This window comes from Rodentibacter heidelbergensis (assembly GCF_002000125.1).
GTDB classification, from domain to species: Bacteria; Pseudomonadota; Gammaproteobacteria; order Enterobacterales; family Pasteurellaceae; genus Rodentibacter; species Rodentibacter heidelbergensis.
The window spans coordinates 12,310-29,149 of the sequence record NZ_MLHH01000024.1 but is presented as its reverse complement, the minus strand read 5'-3'; the positions used below and the strand labels follow the sequence as shown (position 1 = coordinate 29,149).

General features: G+C 41.6%; 14 protein-coding genes. 9 read left to right on the top strand and 5 right to left on the bottom strand.

What is annotated here, in order from left to right; genetic code table 11:
* Positions 1-47: 47 nt before the first annotated feature.
* Positions 48-701 carry a hypothetical protein gene (locus tag BKK48_RS09005; RefSeq protein ID WP_077428005.1) on the bottom strand — a complete coding sequence of 218 codons (654 nt, stop codon included), beginning with the start codon at positions 699-701 and terminating at the stop codon, positions 48-50.
* Between the two features lie 63 nt (positions 702-764).
* Positions 765-2,018 (bottom strand): glutamate-5-semialdehyde dehydrogenase, encoded by a 1,254-nt coding sequence (gene proA / locus BKK48_RS09000; RefSeq protein WP_077428003.1) that lies wholly within the window; start codon positions 2,016-2,018, stop codon positions 765-767.
* 226 nt (positions 2,019-2,244) lie between these two features.
* On the opposite strand from proA, the gene BKK48_RS08995 reads away from it, so the two are divergent.
* The 7 genes from BKK48_RS08995 (at position 2,245) to BKK48_RS08965 (ending at position 10,920) form a co-directional block, all read left to right on the top strand.
* Positions 2,245-2,754: an isoprenylcysteine carboxyl methyltransferase family protein gene (locus BKK48_RS08995; protein WP_077428001.1), complete on the top strand. Its 510-nt coding sequence runs from the start codon at positions 2,245-2,247 to the stop codon at positions 2,752-2,754.
* 172 nt (positions 2,755-2,926) lie between these two features.
* Complete coding sequence (locus tag BKK48_RS08990) at positions 2,927-3,997, top strand: CYTH domain-containing protein (protein ID WP_077427999.1); 1,071 nt, start codon at positions 2,927-2,929, stop codon at positions 3,995-3,997.
* 45 nt (positions 3,998-4,042) lie between these two features.
* Positions 4,043-5,419 carry a DNA repair protein RadA gene (gene radA, locus BKK48_RS08985; protein WP_077427997.1) on the top strand — a complete coding sequence of 459 codons (1,377 nt, stop codon included), beginning with the start codon at positions 4,043-4,045 and terminating at the stop codon, positions 5,417-5,419.
* A 71-nt stretch (positions 5,420-5,490) separates the two neighbouring features.
* Positions 5,491-5,964 carry a leucine-responsive transcriptional regulator Lrp gene (gene lrp / locus BKK48_RS08980; protein ID WP_077427995.1) on the top strand — a complete coding sequence of 158 codons (474 nt, stop codon included), beginning with the start codon at positions 5,491-5,493 and terminating at the stop codon, positions 5,962-5,964.
* 2 nt (positions 5,965-5,966) lie between these two features.
* On the top strand, positions 5,967-8,777 hold the full coding sequence (locus BKK48_RS08975) for a DNA translocase FtsK (RefSeq protein WP_077427993.1): 2,811 nt from the start codon (positions 5,967-5,969) through the stop codon (positions 8,775-8,777).
* 127 nt (positions 8,778-8,904) lie between these two features.
* Entirely contained in the window at positions 8,905-9,516 is a 612-nt protein-coding gene (gene lolA / locus BKK48_RS08970) for an outer membrane lipoprotein periplasmic chaperone LolA (protein ID WP_077428007.1), read from the top strand.
* A 63-nt stretch (positions 9,517-9,579) separates the two neighbouring features.
* Complete coding sequence (locus BKK48_RS08965) at positions 9,580-10,920, top strand: replication-associated recombination protein A (RefSeq protein ID WP_077427991.1); 1,341 nt, start codon at positions 9,580-9,582, stop codon at positions 10,918-10,920.
* Between the two features lie 34 nt (positions 10,921-10,954).
* On the opposite strand, the gene BKK48_RS08960 is transcribed toward BKK48_RS08965, so the two are convergent.
* A complete protein-coding gene (locus BKK48_RS08960) occupies positions 10,955-11,395 on the bottom strand; it encodes a nuclear transport factor 2 family protein (RefSeq protein ID WP_077427989.1) in 441 nt (146 codons plus the stop codon).
* Between the two features lie 175 nt (positions 11,396-11,570).
* Between BKK48_RS08960 and BKK48_RS10185 the strand changes: the two genes are divergently transcribed.
* Together BKK48_RS10185 and BKK48_RS08955 are read left to right on the top strand one after the other, a co-directional pair.
* Positions 11,571-11,918 (top strand): MFS transporter, encoded by a 348-nt coding sequence (locus BKK48_RS10185; RefSeq protein ID WP_482822343.1) that lies wholly within the window; start codon positions 11,571-11,573, stop codon positions 11,916-11,918.
* Positions 11,919-11,958: 40 nt separating this feature from the next.
* Positions 11,959-12,744 carry an MFS transporter gene (locus BKK48_RS08955; protein WP_482822342.1) on the top strand — a complete coding sequence of 262 codons (786 nt, stop codon included), beginning with the start codon at positions 11,959-11,961 and terminating at the stop codon, positions 12,742-12,744.
* A 57-nt stretch (positions 12,745-12,801) separates the two neighbouring features.
* Here BKK48_RS08955 and BKK48_RS08950 read toward each other — a convergent pair whose 3' ends face one another.
* Entirely contained in the window at positions 12,802-14,562 is a 1,761-nt protein-coding gene (locus BKK48_RS08950) for an ABC transporter ATP-binding protein/permease (RefSeq protein WP_077427987.1), read from the bottom strand.
* A 57-nt stretch (positions 14,563-14,619) separates the two neighbouring features.
* Positions 14,620-16,800, bottom strand: a complete 2,181-nt coding sequence (locus BKK48_RS08945) for a TonB-dependent siderophore receptor (protein ID WP_077427985.1) — start codon at positions 16,798-16,800, stop codon at positions 14,620-14,622.
* Positions 16,801-16,840 lie beyond the last annotated feature (40 nt).

The following is a 16,840-nucleotide window of genomic DNA, read 5'->3' as shown; positions in this document are numbered from 1 at the left end:
CTTTTTGGGGTCAGATCAATATCAGAAATGGTATCAACCCTTTTTGTTTATTGTGCCGATAACATAGGATAAGCTTTGATAAAATCGGCTAAGCGATAGGCTTTACTAAAAATTAAGGTGTAAGTGTTCCGATCATTGTTCACCGCAACCGTATCAGGAATGGCTTCATCCAAACCAAAACGCCAAGGTTGATTGCCTATGCGTGTAATCAAATACTCATTACTTACCTCAAAAGGTCCCTCATAGGGTTTGCCGGCAATGGCCACCGTTTTGTATTCAATAGGTAAATTCACCGAACCATAAACGGTTTTCCAAAAGAAATAGGGTGAGCCGGTCGGATTTAAAATAGAACGGTTAGTGCCTTCTTTTTGTGTTAATTCAACCTCTTTTCCATCAGCCAAAACAAGGCGATGTTGCCCCGGTTCTAAAATCAGTTTTTGTGTTTGATGCGGAGCAAGGGTGATTTCTTTTTCGTCTAACTTAAAGGTCACGGCGCTGTCTGTTGGATTATCCGCATAAACAATATTTTTGTCATACCATGCCACTAGCTCCTCCGCTTCAAAAGGGAAGTACTTTGCAACGAGAGAAACCACGAAATTTCGTTTACCGTCATCAGCATTGTCAGATGTTGCAGAAGGCTGTATTGCCGCAATACCGACTAATACTGCTATGATAATCAGTAATGAAAGTAATTTTTTCATAAAATCCTCCTAAAAATCACCGCACTTTAGTTTCATAATCAGAAAGTGCGGTCGAAATAATGGTTATTTTCTTGTGGTGTAGTTTCCTTCACACACCCATTTATAGGTGGTGAGCGCTTCCAATCCCATTGGGCCTCGAGCATGGAGTTTTTGTGTACTGACGGCCACTTCTGCACCTAAGCCAAATTGTCCGCCATCGGTAAAACGTGTACTGGCGTTCACATAAACGGCTGCCGCATCCACTTGGTTTATAAATTGGCGGGCGAGAGATTGAGAGGAGGTTAAAATACTTTCAGAATGTTGTGTGCCATATTCCCGAATATGAGAAATGGCCGCCTGAATATCTTTTACGATCACTACATTGAGATCAAGTGATCCCCATTCTTCACGCAATTGTTGATCGGTCAGTTCATCAACTTTTGCTCCGGCTTGTTTTAATATCTCAAGAGCGGTTGATTTGGCGTGATATGTAACGTTTTTTGCTGAAAGCTGGGTCACCAGTTTAGGTAAAAATTCATCTGCAATTGAGGCTTGAACAAGTAGCGTTTCTAAAGTATTGCAAGTGCTTGGACGTTGGGTTTTCGCATTGTCGATAACCAAAAGTGCTTGATTTTGATCCGCACTTTCTTCCACAAAGGTATGGCAAACGCCCACGCCGCCCACAATCACCGGAATGGTGGCATGTTGTTTGCAAAGTTCGTGCAAACCGGCTCCGCCACGAGGAATAATCATATCCACATAACGATCCAGTTTTAATAATTGCATCACGAGATCACGATTAGGATCGGTGATAGCTTGCACGGCAAATTTAGGCAATCCCGCCTGCTCAAGAGCATTTTGCACTACTTCCACCAAAATATGGTTAGAAAATTGGGTTTCTTTTCCACCTCGTAAAATGACCGCATTGCCTGTTTTTAAGCAAAGGCTTGCTACATCAATAGTAACATTAGGGCGAGCTTCATAAATGGTGGCGATCACGCCAATAGGCGTACGAACCCGCTCGATTTTTAAACCACTGTCGAGCGTTCCCCCATCAATGATTCTCCCCACAGGATCGGCAAGAGAAATTACATGACGTACGTCGTTGGCGATACTTTGTAAACGTTCAGGGGTAAGCAGAAGGCGATCAATTAATGCTTCCGACAGTCCGTTTTGCTTTGCCAATTCAATATCCTTGGCATTCTCAGCTAAAATACGATTGTCTTGTTGTTCCAATTGTTCGGCAATCATCCCTAATGCCTGATTTTTTTCTGCTGTGCTTAATTGTGCCAAAATAAAAGCCGCTTCTTTGGCTTGTTTTCCCATCTGTTCTAACATAATTCTTCCTTTTATCGGGCCTGAAAGATAACAACAATGCTGCGTAGCTTATATGAAAAATGAAGAAGGTGAAATAGTTAAGTAAGGTTGATGAAGAGGAGTTCGTCTGAATAGAGAGGAAAATGTCATTGGCTGAGGCGGTGGAATAGGCAATCCTCTTACCAGTTAAATTATTAATGAAGCTTATTATATGATTTGCTATGTTATTTTCCCTTAAGGAGAGCCTATGCAATTTATCAACATCACCTTTATTATTATTTTAAGTCTTCGTCTTTACACATTATTTATTTCCGCCTGTAATGAAAGCCGTTTAATTGCAAAAGGGGCGATTCAATACGGAAAAGTGAATTCCATTTTGCTTTCTCTTGCTCATGTCACCTTTTACATTGCGGCTATTTATGAGGCAAATAAACGATTTGTTGAGTTTGATCAACTTTCGCAAGTGGGGTTGGCGGTATTAATTTTTTCCCTTGTGATCTTGTTTTATGTGATCTACACCCTTGATGAAATTTGGACAGTTAAAATTTATATTTTGCCTCATCATAAAATTAATCGTTCCTTTTTATTCAAATATATTCGCCACCCTAATTATTTTTTGAATATTATTCCTGAATTAATTGGTCTTAGTCTGTTTTGTCACGCCATGGCGACTGCAACCATCGGTTTGCCTGTCTATTTCATTCTTTTAGCCATACGAATTAAGCAAGAGGAAACAGCGATGGCACATTTGTTATAAATAAAAAATATGTTCTAAAATGAAGAGGTGGAAAAGCGAGATCAGTCATTGAACTCGCTTTTTACATTACTGAGATGAGTGAGGAGGATAGTGGGGACATCTCATAAAACCCTTGATTTATTTGTATTTACTTGTATATTTAACCAGTTAAAATTAATTGGGATTTATACGCATGATCAACGAAATCGAACTCAAATTGCGGGTTTCTCCAGAGGCCTTCAATATTCTTGAACATCATCTCCAACAATTTCATCCACTGGAACATCAACGTATTTTTTTAGCAAACACCTACTATGACTTTCCGGATCACTTCCTCGCTAAGCAAAAAATGGGGTTACGGGTTCGTCAAGAAGATCAACAGGTTACGCTCACCCTAAAAACCAATGGGCAGGTTGTTGGTGGGTTGCATAGCCGTCCTGAATATCATTTACCGTTAGATGAAAACCAACAACCAACGAAAGATCAATTATTAGCGTTATATCCTTTTGAACAATTGCCGGATATGCCCCTAAAACCGATTTTCTCAACAGATTTCAACCGCACTTTTTGGCTCATTCAATTTCGGAACTCCAAAATAGAGGTGGCCTTTGATCAAGGCGAGATCATAAGCGGCGAGGGTTCTCAAGGGATTTGTGAAATTGAGTTTGAATTAAAAGAAGGGGAGATCGAAGATCTTTTCACTTTTGTTGAAAAATTACCGATTTTGACAAATGTTTATTTCAGCAGTGTGAGTAAAGCAAAGCGGGGCTATCAACTGGCTCAACCCGTCGTATTAACGGATTGGTTAAATCAATGGCGGGATTTCTTACAAGCTGAACAAGAAAAAGGGGGAGAGGCCAAGGCAACTTTTCATCGCCTTTTTAAAATGGAACAAGCCTTGGTAGAAGAAACCCTTTCTTTACCACCCTCACTTTTTAATCAAGATTTTATGAAAACGGTAGAACGGGTCGGTGCATTTTTCAATTTGTATCATTATTATGAAGAAAGCAAACCCTTATTTGAAGCACTGGTAAAAAGTCATCAAGCTCATCCATTAAGTGATGAAATCATTCCACAGCTACTTGAAAGCAATCAAACTTTTCTCAGCGAAATTCAGGCGTTGATTCGTTTTCATAGTGAAACCAAAGACAATGAAAAAACCATTGAAAAATTGACCGCACTTTTTAGCACAGGCTTATATGTGGCGAGAATGATTAAATTGATGCGTCTTGCACTATTAGATGAGATCAATCAGTATCATTAAACATCGCTTTGTTTGATAAACAGTTTTATTTTACGGAGAAATAGCATGGCGAAAGCCCCTAAAACCGCTTATGTATGCAATGATTGTGGGGCGGAATATTCCCGTTGGCAAGGGCAATGTTCTGCATGCAAAGCTTGGAATACCATTAGTGAAGTACGTCTGATTTCTGCTAGTAAAAGCAAAAATGATCGTTTCAGTGGGTATGCGGGGGAAACCCAAGCTAAAATTCAGATCCTATCTGAAATCAGCTTGCAGGAAACCCCTCGTTTCAGCAGTGGGTTTAAAGAGCTGGATCGGGTATTAGGCGGAGGAATTGTACCGGGCAGTGCCATTTTGATTGGGGGGCATCCCGGTGCAGGAAAAAGTACCTTATTGTTACAAGTGATGTGTGGTTTGGCGCAAAAAATGACCGCACTTTATGTAACGGGGGAAGAATCGCTTCAACAGGTCGCCATGCGGGCAAATCGCCTTGGTTTACCCAATGACAAACTCAATATGCTTTCCGAAACTTCGGTAGAGCAAATTTGCAATCTTGCGGATCAGTTAAAGCCACAAATTATTGTGATTGACTCCATTCAAGTGATGCATTTAGCGGATATTCAATCTTCTCCCGGCAGTGTCGCTCAAGTCAGGGAATGTGCCGCTTTCCTCACCCGTTATGCGAAAACCCGTCAAGTTGCCATTATTATGGTGGGGCATGTCACCAAAGACGGCACCCTTGCAGGGCCTAAAGTGTTAGAACACGCTATTGACTGTTCCCTTCTTTTAGAAGGGGAGTCCGATTCCCGTTATCGTACCCTACGCAGCCATAAAAACCGCTTTGGAGCGGTGAATGAACTCGGCGTATTTGGAATGACGGAACAAGGGCTGCGAGAGGTAAAAAATCCCTCTGCGATCTTTTTAAGTCGTGGTGATGAACAAACCTCGGGCAGTTCGGTAATGGTATTATGGGAAGGCACCCGACCGCTGTTGGTGGAAATTCAAGCCCTAGTGGATCATTCCATGTTAGCCAATCCACGCCGTGTTGCTGTTGGGTTAGAACAAAACCGTTTGGCCTTATTACTTGCGGTATTACATCGCCACGGTGGGTTACAAATGGCGGATCAAGATGTGTTCGTCAATGTGGTAGGCGGGGTGAAAGTCAGTGAAACCAGTGCGGATCTTGCCTTATTGTTGGCGTTGATTTCCAGTTTTCGTAATCGTCCTTTGCCTCAAGATTTAGTGATCTTTGGCGAAGTGGGACTTTCAGGTGAAATTCGCCCGGTTCCGAGCGGACAAGAGCGGATCAGTGAAGCCGCTAAACACGGTTTTAAACGTGCCATTGTCCCTTTTGGTAATAAACCGAAAAGTGCGGTTGAAAATATGCAGGTTTTTACGGTGAAAAAACTCTCAGATGCATTAGATGTTCTGGATAATTTCTAGAAATTGATTGTCATACTGAAAACTTGGGCAAAATCCATTAAAATAGCGGGCAAAAATAGAATAGGAACAAGATGGAAAAGAAAAAACCATTAGATGCGATTGATATAAAAATTCTTAATGAATTACAGCGCAATGGCAAAATTTCAAATATTGATCTGTCCAAAAAAGTAGGGTTATCGCCCACTCCTTGCTTGGAACGGGTAAAACGCTTGGAAAAACAAGGGGTCATCGTGGGTTATCGTGCCTTGCTTAACCCTGAACTGCTTGATGCTCCGCTTTTAGTGATTGTAGAGATCACCCTCGTGCGAGGCAAACCGGATGTGTTTGAGGAATTCAATGCCGCTATTCAAGCCCTTGATGAAATTCAAGAATGTCACTTGGTTTCCGGTGATTTTGATTATTTATTAAAAACCCGAGTGGCGGATATGGCGGCTTATCGGAAACTATTAGGGACAACCTTGTTGCGTTTGCCCGGTGTGAACGATACACGCACTTATGTTGTCATGGAAGAAGTCAAACAAACTAATTATCTTGTTTTAAAATAAAAATGATTAAACGAATTACTGAACGATTTACACCAAAGCAATATCTTGCCGAGTTATTGTTAGGATTAACTACACTTTTTGGTTTATACCTGATTGTCGCTTGGTCAAGCTACACCCCATTGGATAATTCTTGGTCAACAGCGAGTTTTCAGAATGAAACCATTAATAAAGCCGGCGCATTTGGTGCCTGGCTAATGGATACTTTTTTGGTATTCTTTGGCTATGTGGGGAATTTGCTTCCTTTTTTAATTTTTCTTGTACCCGCATTTTTATTAAAAACCAAAGCTATTCGTTCTTTATCCCTCACGAAAGTCCTCCTGCGTAGTTTTGGTTTTATCACCTTATTAATTGGATTGACCGTTGTTGCCACCTTGCTGTTTTCTAACACCAACTATTATTTATCCGGTGGGGTATTAGGCGGAAGTCTTGTGGTGTGGTTGTATCCAACATTAGGAAAATTTGGCTGTATCCTCTTTGGTTTGGCCTTTGCGGTGATTGGCTTTATTTTTTGTTCAGGGGCTTCATTAATTCGCCTTATTGTCCGTTTCTATCATTGGTTAACCATGAAAAATGACAATCAAGCGGACAGCACCGCTTCTGAAGAACTGACGGAAGAATTAGAACAGATTGTCATTCAAAAACCGGCACCTTTAGTGATCAATGAAGAGGGGGAGATAAAAGCACCGCTTCAACAACATGAAAATGGCTCAGAAGCCGTGACGGAAGTGGCGAAGGAAGCCGATGAGAACCCGCTTGTTCAACCTGAAGCACTGATTAATATCAGCGGATTATCCCCTTTAGCACCATTGTCTTCAGTGCCACAAGAAAAGGCAGTGGATTTCGAGGCCTTCAAGGCTGAAAATCTTGATGAATTACCGAAAGTGAGTATTTCAACTCATGGGGACAGCTCCGCTCAAGTGAACACACCCATTTGGGAAAGCCAACCTTCTCAACTTAAAGATGCACAAGGTGCGATGGATTTTGTTTCTGTTTCTGAGATCAATGAAACGGCAATACCCACTGTGACATTGGCATCAACGATGAATAATTCATCCTCAACTTTGAACAGCTATCCTGACGAGATTGAAGATGAAAATGATGATTTAGCCCGTCAATTTGCAGCACAAGAGCAACAGCGTTTGGCAGAAATGGAAGCTAGAGCGAAAGCGTTAAATGCCGAAGATGCGCTAAAAGTGATTTTGACATCGCCACAAACTGCACTTCAAGAGGCTGAAAAACAAGAGAAAGAGGCGACACCGGTTTATAAACCTTATGGGGATTCATTGATTCATCCGGCATTCCAACAACCCACGACAAAACGTGAGAAACCAAGTACACCATTACCAAGTTTGGATTTATTGGAATATCGTCCAACTCAAGCGCAAGAGATTACCCGAGAGGAAATCCATGAAACCTCACAGCGTATTGAGCAACAACTGCGTAATTTTAATGTCAAAGCCACGGTAAAAGATGTGCTTGTGGGGCCGGTGGTTACCCGTTATGAATTAGAATTACAGCCGGGCGTAAAAGCCTCAAAAGTCACTAATATTGATACGGATTTGGCTCGAGCGTTAATGTTCCGCTCCATTCGTGTAGCGGAAGTCATTCCGGGTAAACCTTATATCGGTATTGAAACCCCGAATGCCCATCGTCAAATGGTGCCGCTGCGTGATGTGTTAGATAGTCATGAATTTCGTGACTCTCAAGCCTTGTTACCAATGGCATTGGGGAAAGATATCAGTGGTAAGCCTGTTGTGGTGGATCTCGCAAAAATGCCTCATTTATTGGTGGCGGGTTCAACGGGTTCCGGTAAATCTGTGGGTGTGAACACCATGATTTTAAGTTTACTTTTCCGAGTTCAACCGGAAGAAGTGAAATTTATTATGATCGACCCGAAAGTGGTAGAGCTTTCTGTTTACAACGATATTCCACATTTACTCACCCCAGTGGTGACTGATATGAAAAAAGCGGCCAATGCATTACGCTGGTGTGTGGATGAAATGGAACGCCGATATCAATTACTTTCTGCTCTTCGTGTACGAAATATTGAAGGGTTTAACGAAAAAATTGATGAGTATGAAAAAATGGGAATGCCAATTCCAAACCCAATTTGGAAACCGGGAGATACCATGGATCAAATGCCACCGGCACTGCAAAAATTAAGCTATATTGTGGTGATTGTCGATGAGTTTGCCGATCTCATGATGGTGGCAGGAAAGCAAATAGAAGAGTTTATTGCCCGCCTTGCTCAAAAAGCCCGTGCGATAGGTATTCATTTAATCTTGGCAACCCAACGTCCATCTGTTGATGTGATTACCGGTCTTATCAAAGCTAATGTGCCAAGCCGTATTGCCTTTACCGTGGCGAGTAAAATTGATTCACGAACGATTTTAGACCAAGGGGGGGCAGAAGCCTTATTGGGGCGTGGTGACATGCTTTACTCAGGTCAAGGATCTTCAGATCTCATTCGTGTACATGGTGCCTTTATGAGCGATGATGAAGTGGTTCGAATTGCCGATGATTGGCGTGCTCGTGGAAAACCGGATTACATTGATAGTATTTTGGAAAGTGCAGATGAAGAAGAGGGTGTGGAAAAATCCGCAGGAAGTAGCGGAGACCTGGATCCGTTGTTTGATGAAGTGATGGAATTTGTATTAACCACCGGCACCACCTCTGTTTCCGCTTTGCAACGTAAATTTAGCGTAGGCTTTAACCGAGCTGCCAGAATTATGGATCAAATGGAAGAACAGGGTATTGTAAGTGCCATGCAAAATGGAAAACGTGAAATTCTTGCACGCCGACCGGATTATTAATTTCGATTTTAAAAAGGAAAGTTAAATGAAAAAAACATCGTTAAAATTATTCACAAACTCGCTCGCTCGTTTGTTCACCTCTCACGAGCCAGTTGGCAAAGCCAAGGTTCAAAAAACAACCTTTTTTATGACCGCACTTAGTTTGATGGGGTTAGGGCTAATTGGGTTTGCCAATAACGCCTTTGCCGATGCCACCAGTGAATTACAATCACGATTAAGCCAAGTGAATGTATTAAGTGCCGATTTTTCCCAAACCGTCACCTCTGCGGGGGGAAAAAATGTGCAACAGGGCAGCGGAAAAATTCAAATTAAACGCCCGAATTTATTTAGAATGGAAACCAAATCGCCACAGGAAACTCAGATTATCGCTGATGGTAAAACTCTTTGGTATTACGATCCTTTTGTACAACAAGTCACGGCACAATGGGTAAAAGATGCAATAAATAATACTCCTTTTGTTTTATTAACCAGTGATGATAAAAGCCATTGGAACCAATATTCGGTGACACAACAGGCTGATACCTTTGTGTTAAAGCCCAAATCGGCGAAAAGTAATATTAAACAATTTGATATTCGAGTGGATGCCAATGGCGTATTGAAAAATTTCAGCACTACAGAGAAAGACGGGCAAACCAATCTCTATGTATTACGCAATATTACTAACGCCTCTCTTTCCGAGAGTTTATTCCAATTCAAACCGCCAAAAGGGGTAGAATTGGACGATCAACGTAAGAAATAATCCTCAGGGCGTATTGATGACGCCCTCAATTTTTTGTATTCAATTCTCTAATGGTATAAGTTTATGGCTAATCTTGATTTTGATTTTTCGGAAAATGATTTTCGTCCCCTTGCTGCCAGAATGCGTCCGACAAATCTCGATCAATATTTTGGTCAATCACATCTTATCGGTGAAGGCAAACCACTTCGCAAAGCCATTCAATCGGGTCATATCCATTCAATGATTTTTTGGGGTCCGCCCGGCACCGGCAAAACCACATTAGCCGAAATTATCGCCAATCAAATTCATGCTGATGTTGAACGTATTTCAGCGGTGACCGGTGGAATAAAAGAAATTCGTGAAGCCATTGATCGTGCCAAACAAAATCGTTTGGCCTCCCGAAAAACCATTTTATTTGTGGATGAAGTACATCGTTTCAACAAAAGCCAACAGGATGCTTTTCTTCCTCATATTGAAGATGGCACGGTGATTTTTATTGGTGCAACAACGGAAAATCCTTCTTTTGAACTGAATAATGCGTTGCTTTCCCGTGCCAGGGTATATGTGTTGAAATCCTTAACCGTTAATGAAATTGAAGCGGTGCTACAACAAGCGTTGCAAGATCCGGTGCGAGGATTGGCAAAAGAGCGGTTAATTTTAGAAGAGAATTTATTACAAGTGCTTGCGGAATATGCCAATGGTGATGCCCGTTTGGCGTTAAATTGCCTTGAAATGATGGTGGATATGGCAGATGAAACAGAAAAAGGCAAAAAAATTGACCGCACTTTACTCAAAACCGTGCTAGGTGAGCGACAAGCCCGTTTTGATAAGCAAGGGGATCGTTTCTACGATCTGATTTCCGCTTTGCATAAATCCGTTCGAGGGTCTGCGCCGGATGCTGCATTATATTGGTATGCCCGCATTTTAACGGCAGGGGGCGATCCCCTTTATGTGGCAAGACGATTGCTAGCCATTGCCTCGGAAGATATTGGAAATGCCGATCCCCGAGCGATGCAAGTGGCACTTGCCGCTTGGGATTGTTTCACCCGTGTCGGGGCTTATGAAGGGGAGCGTGCCATTGCACAAGCTATTATTTATCTTGCTGTCGCCCCGAAAAGTAATGCGGTTTATACCGCGTTCAATACCGCAAAAGCGCAAGCCAAAAATCTACCTGATTACGACGTGCCGCCTCATTTACGCAACGCGCCTACTAGCCTGATGAAAGATCTCGGGTTTGGTGCAGAGTATCGTTATGCCCATGATGAGCCGAATGCTTACGCCGCCGGAGAAAATTATTTCCCTGAAGAATTGAAGGATACGCAGTATTATTTCCCAACAAATCGGGGAATGGAAATTCAAATTAAAGAAAAATTGGATCGTCTGCGTGAGGCCGATAAAAGTGCGGTGAAAAGACGCTATAAATAAAAAAAGCGTGGATTATCATTTCCACGCCTTTTTCTTAGAACATACTCCGTCCGCTTTCTGTTTTTTCGGGAACGGCTTGAATGACATCCCAATGTTCTACAATTTTTCCCTCTTTATCAAAACGGAAAATATCCACAACCGCCTCGCCACGATCTTCATCATTTAACTGACTGTGAACATGCAAAGCCACCAAATCGCCGTCAGCCAATACACGTTTTACGGTGGCTTTTGATTTTGGATGCGCTTTTAAAAAAGGCGCAAAGGCATCAATAAAAGCTTGTTTACCGTCTGCCACCGTTGGATTGTGTTGTAAATATTCCTTGCCGATATATTTATCACTGGCTTCTTGTAACTTATGTTGATTGAACACCATTTCATAGAAATCCAGTGCCGCTGCTTTATTTTGTTCCGGCGTTGAAGCCAATCCCCCGGTTGAGAAAGCCAAAAGAGCGCCGGTTAAAAGCATCTTTTTCATAAAAAATCCTTCATAGTTGAATAAAAGGTGGCACATTATAATGAAATTATAGCTTAAAACCAGTCTGTGATTTAGAAATAGACTTTTTCTTATTATGAAATAATCAAGAGTGAAAATGGATTGAAAGGAAAAACGGGATTTGTATAATCAGTATCTTTATTTTTCGGAGCTGTGTATGACAAAAGCTAATTCCAAAGCCTTTTTAGTGATTTTACTCGGTGTGCTTTCAGCATTCGGCCCCTTTATGGTGGATCTTTATCTTCCCTCACTTCCTCAGTTGGCCGATTTTTTTAATACTTCCACCTCCATGACACAACTCACCTTGACCACCGCGATGATAGGGCTTGCCGTAGGGCAGTTATTACTTGGGCCAATTAGCGATAAATTCGGACGTAAAAAACCACTGATGATTTCATTGCTAGTTTATATTGTTAGCACCGTATTGATTATATTTTCTCCGAATATTGAAAGTATGATTGTGTTACGCATTATTCAGGGCTGTCTTCTGCCGGCAGTGTGGTGATTTCCCGTGCGGTGGCGACCGATTTTATCGGGGTCGTGAAATGACCCGTTTTTTCGGGTTATTAATGACAATTAACGGAATGGCACCGATTATTTCGCCGATTTTAGGTAGCCTTTTATTAGAATATGTGAGTTGGAAAGGTGTCTTTATTTTTCTTGCTTTAATCGGTGTGTTGGTTTTTGCTTTTTCTTTCCGATTAAAAGAAAGTTTAAACCCTGAAAATCGTTTACAAGGCTCCGTGCTTTTCAGCTTTTCAACCTTTGGGATGATTGTGAAAAACCACCTGTTTATGAGTTATGTGGGGATCGAAAGTTTCTTACTTGGCGCCATGTTCGCTTATATCGCCGCTTCCCCTTTTATTTTACAAAGTTTCTATGGATTGACTGCTTTTGCCTTTAGCCTGTGTTTTGGCGCAAATGGAGCGGCCTTAGTTATCGGGGCAAATATTGGCGGAAAATTATCAAATCGAACCGCACTTTCTGTGGGCGTATGGGGCTTTCTCATTGCAGCCGGTTATACTATCGCCACTTTATTCGTTCAGCCCTATTGGCTATTTGTGGAAGTGGGGTTCTTTTTCATGTTGCTTTTAATGGGAATGACATTCCCCGCTATTTCTTCATTAGCAATGGAAAGCGAACGACAATATGCCGGCAGTGCTTCAGCTTTATTGGGTTTTGCCCCTTTCTTTTTAGGGGGGATCGTTTCACCATTAGTGGGAATTGGCGACATTTTTTATGCCACTTCAGGGGTAATTTTGATTTGTGCTTTGCTAGGCGTGGGGATTTATTTAGCGATTAGAGATCAAATTGCTGAAGCGACAGAATAATCACTGTTTCTATGCAAAGTGCGGTCAAAATTCAAGGTATTTTAACCGCACTTTTTTCTACACAATACACACCTCCAATTTCAGTTGTTGATTGTGAAATTGTTGGAGGGTGTTGCGGTGTCCGATACTGAGGATAATCATATTCGGCAAGCGTTCTTTAATGGTTTTATAAAGTTGATATTCCGTGTCTTCATCAAGGGCTGAGGTGGTTTCATCTAAGAACACGACATCCGGCTTGGTGAGCAGAATACGAATAAAAGCAACACGTTGTAATTCACCCGGGGATAAAATCGCTTGCCAGTCGTTTTCGATATCAAGGGCATTGATGTATTTTTCCAAGCAGCAATCACGCATGGTTGAAATCAGATCAGTATGATGGGGATTAATATCCGGATAGCAAATGGCTTCACGCAGTGAGCCTTGTGGCATATAAGGTCGCTGTGGTAGGAATAAACTCCCCATGCAAGGATGTTCTGCAATCCCAATGGTTTCAAAAGGATAAATACCTGCAATGGCTTTAAGTAATGTGGTTTTCCCCGTGCCGGATGCCCCTTGAATGAGCAATGCATCGCCATTTTTGAGGGTGATATTAATATTGTTAAGCAGAATACGCCCTTGTTCATCTTTTACCCCAAAATCTTTCAGCGCGACATGGTTTGAGCATTTGTAGGGTTGGCTGATTTCGGTGAGATCCAACTCATCTAATTTTGTGATAAAGCCATATAAACGATTAAGACGGGCTTGATAAAGGGTAAATTCTTCATAAAACAATCGGAAGAAAGAGAGGGCGGTCATCAGCCGATTAAAGGCTTGGACGGTTTGGTGCATATCGCCTAATTTAATTTGTCCGGTAAAAAAACGTGGGGCCTGCAACATTAAGGGAAATAACTTGGCAAAACGGGTTACACCATTATTAAATCCGTCTAAGCCCAACATTTTTAATACAATCGCCCAGCGGTTTTGAATAATTTGAGCGAATTTATTTTTGAGTAAAATTTGTTCTTTCGGTTCGCCATGATAAAAGGCGATGCTTTCTGCATTATCGCGTACTCGAATTAAGGAATAGCGATAATCGCCGTTGAGTTTTTCTTTATTAAAATTGAGTTTTATGAGTGGGTAGCCAATCCACACTGACATCAGCGTGGCAAAAATAATAAAGGCATAAATAAAGAACACCACCCCCTTTTCAATATTTAAACCAAAGATATTCAGCACACCGGAAAGCGACCAAAGAATAATGGTAAATTCAATGGTGGTGAGCACAGAATTAATCATTCCACGCACAATTTGTACGGTGCTAGTGATAAATTCTCGCGCATCTTGTTCAATACGCTGATCGATATTATCAGGCAGTTCCCGTTCATATTTGAGGCGGTAATAGTTTTTATTTTTCAGCCAACCTTTAATCAAAATACCATTAAGGCTTTCTAACCAACGGATTTCAAAAACTTGGCGTAGAAAATAATCAATAATGGCGTGTAATACTTGAATAAGCACTAAAAGGGCATTGAGTTTTGCAAAGAACCAAAATTTATCCGCATTTAATTCTTGCATTGAGCTGTATAAGCCATTGTAAAAAAAGGAATTAAGGACACTAAAACGCACTTCAAGCAAAATCATCAGGAAAAGCAACAGCAACATGGCGAGAAGCTTAAAGCGATTTTTCTTTGTGACAGAGGGCGCGGTAATTCGCCAAAATTTCTTACCAAACGTGGTTTGCTTGAGGGCAGCGATACTGAGTGTAAAACAGATCACGACCCAAAAAAGTGCGGTTAAAATCCAGCTAAAACTGTTATTGAGCTCGGTTTGCCAGTTCATAAATTTCCATAAACTAAAAAAGGGCGAAATGCTTTCGCCCTAAAGTTAATATCCCAATTAAAATGCTATTTTGGCATTGAATACGACTTCACGACCGTAGCCTAAGGCAACAGGAACGAGCGTGTTGCTGGCATTACCGGAGGTGGATGGGTGGTAAACTTTATCGGTCAAGTTTTTACCATTGAGTTGGAATGACACTTTTTTGCCGGAAATTTTCGTATCGTAAGCAATGAAAGCGTCATAGACAACGGCATGAGGTAATTTATAAGCGTTGCTATATGCGCTGTTATAAGCATACCAAGAACCTAAATAACGGGCTCCGCCTCCAATACGGATATTGCCAAAATCAAATTCACCCACATTATAAGCGAGGAAAAGGGAAGCTTGATGTTTTGGTACACCGGATAATTGTTTGCCTACTGCATCAGGATAGCGTTCATTTTCTAAGGATTTCACTTTGGTGTAGGTATAGTTGGCGGCAATGCTTAAGTTGTCGGTGAGTTGTCCGTTTAAATCGAACTCCACACCACGGGAACGTTGTTTACCCACAATATTTAATTCGGCATTGGCGCCGGAACCGACCACTTCTGCCACATTACGTTTGTTAATGTCGAAGAGGGAAAGGGTTGCATTGAAATCGGTATTTTCATATTTCGCACCCATTTCAAATGATTTTCCCTGTTCCGGTTTGAGATCACCATTGATAGGGGTTGCCACACTGGTTTGTGGGCGGAAAGATTCCGCATAGTTGGCAAAGGTGGCAAAGCTTGGGGTGAATTTATACACCGCCCCTAATTGATAGAGCAATTTTCCATCATGTTGATCCGTATTGCCTGTTTTGCTGAGGTTTTGATTTTTCTTACAGTTTGCCGCATTTAAACAATGACGACCGGCGAATTGATCAAAATACTCATAACGCACACCACCGGTCACAATAAAATTATCGGTGAAATAAGCGGTATCTTGAACATAGACACCCACCGTTTTTAGATAATTATATTGGTAGGCATTGCCGTTACCATTTTTATGGAGTGCGGTTGGGTTAGTGTAAATCGGGTTATCAATGTTGAGTATTGAATTGGTGATACCTTGGTTATAAATTGGGCCAAGATCACGATTGTTTCTCATCGCATCCACCCCAACAACAAGTCGATTGGCAACATTACCGATACCGAATTCCCCCACTAAATTGACCGTTCCGCTATGAACACGTTGATCTCCCTGTTGCTGCTCAATGGCTCGGCGGGCGGTTCGGTTGGTTGTATTGATATTGGTAATCCGTGCTTGGTTGTAGAAATATTTATAACGAGCGTAGCTATAACCCGCATTGAGTTTCCAGTTGTCATTTAATTTATGTTCAACTTTAAAATCAATGTTATCGGTTTTCGCTGTGGTTTCGTTATTCGGTTCATCTAAACGACGGGTAACCGGAATATCAGGAGCTGAATTGGTTGCAGTTAATAAATTCGTGCCACGATCAAAGGGTTCAAGAATGTCTTTATGTTCGTAAGAAAGTAGCACTTTGGTTGTGTCATTTTCCCAAGAAAGTGATGGGGCATAAGTGGTATTTTTGATTTTACCGAAATTACGCCAATAATCTTTTTCTTGTTTGTCATAGATAAAGCGATAAGCAAAACCATTGCCTAAACCACCGGTGAAGTCTAATTGGGTTCCCCAAGTATTGTGAGTTCCAACGCTGCCACCGACAATGTATTGCGGTGTTTGTTGCGGTTTTTTCGTAATAATGTTCACCACACCACCGGGATCTTGAATACCATAAAGCACCGATGCTGGCCCTTTTAACACTTCAACGGTTTCGGTGGTGGCACTAAAGTTTTTAGCAGGGCCTGCTTGCAAGCCATTACGCATAATCGAATTATCACGATTGCCCCCAAAACCCCGTTTTTGGATGGCATCAAACATACCGCCTAAGGTGTTGGCTTGGCTGACACCACTGACATTATAAAGGGCATCAATAAGCGAGTCGGGTTTACGGTCTTCTAAGAGTTGTGTGGATAAAATATTGACCGTATTGGGCGTGTCAAAAACCGGGACTTCCGCTTTCGATACCACAGAGGTACCGGTTGTTTGATAACCGTTTTGTTTAATCCCGGTATCTTGAACATGAATTTGATCTAATACTATTTCCGCTTCATTAGGCGCAGGCGGAGCAGCGAATACAGAAAGAGAACACCCGGCAAAAAGTGCGGTATAAATAATACTATATTTAAAATTCATTGCGGCTTTCCTTAAGTCATAAAATGCATTAAAAACGGCG

Excerpts from the sequence above, each read along its gene's own strand:
- BKK48_RS09005 (WP_077428005.1), bottom strand. The coding sequence starts at position 701 with ATGAAAAAATTACTTTCATTACTGATTATCATAGCAGTATTAGTCGGT.
- proA (WP_077428003.1), bottom strand. The coding sequence starts at position 2,018 with ATGTTAGAACAGATGGGAAAACAAGCCAAAGAAGCGGCTTTTATTTTG.
- BKK48_RS08995 (WP_077428001.1), top strand. The coding sequence starts at position 2,245 with ATGCAATTTATCAACATCACCTTTATTATTATTTTAAGTCTTCGTCTT.
- BKK48_RS08990 (WP_077427999.1), top strand. The coding sequence starts at position 2,927 with ATGATCAACGAAATCGAACTCAAATTGCGGGTTTCTCCAGAGGCCTTC.
- radA (WP_077427997.1), top strand. The coding sequence starts at position 4,043 with ATGGCGAAAGCCCCTAAAACCGCTTATGTATGCAATGATTGTGGGGCG.
- lrp (WP_077427995.1), top strand. The coding sequence starts at position 5,491 with ATGGAAAAGAAAAAACCATTAGATGCGATTGATATAAAAATTCTTAAT.
- BKK48_RS08975 (WP_077427993.1), top strand. The coding sequence starts at position 5,967 with ATGATTAAACGAATTACTGAACGATTTACACCAAAGCAATATCTTGCC.
- lolA (WP_077428007.1), top strand. The coding sequence starts at position 8,905 with ATGACCGCACTTAGTTTGATGGGGTTAGGGCTAATTGGGTTTGCCAAT.
- BKK48_RS08965 (WP_077427991.1), top strand. The coding sequence starts at position 9,580 with ATGGCTAATCTTGATTTTGATTTTTCGGAAAATGATTTTCGTCCCCTT.
- BKK48_RS08960 (WP_077427989.1), bottom strand. The coding sequence starts at position 11,395 with ATGAAAAAGATGCTTTTAACCGGCGCTCTTTTGGCTTTCTCAACCGGG.
- BKK48_RS10185 (WP_482822343.1), top strand. The coding sequence starts at position 11,571 with ATGACAAAAGCTAATTCCAAAGCCTTTTTAGTGATTTTACTCGGTGTG.
- BKK48_RS08955 (WP_482822342.1), top strand. The coding sequence starts at position 11,959 with ATGACCCGTTTTTTCGGGTTATTAATGACAATTAACGGAATGGCACCG.
- BKK48_RS08950 (WP_077427987.1), bottom strand. The coding sequence starts at position 14,562 with ATGAACTGGCAAACCGAGCTCAATAACAGTTTTAGCTGGATTTTAACC.
- BKK48_RS08945 (WP_077427985.1), bottom strand. The coding sequence starts at position 16,800 with ATGAATTTTAAATATAGTATTATTTATACCGCACTTTTTGCCGGGTGT.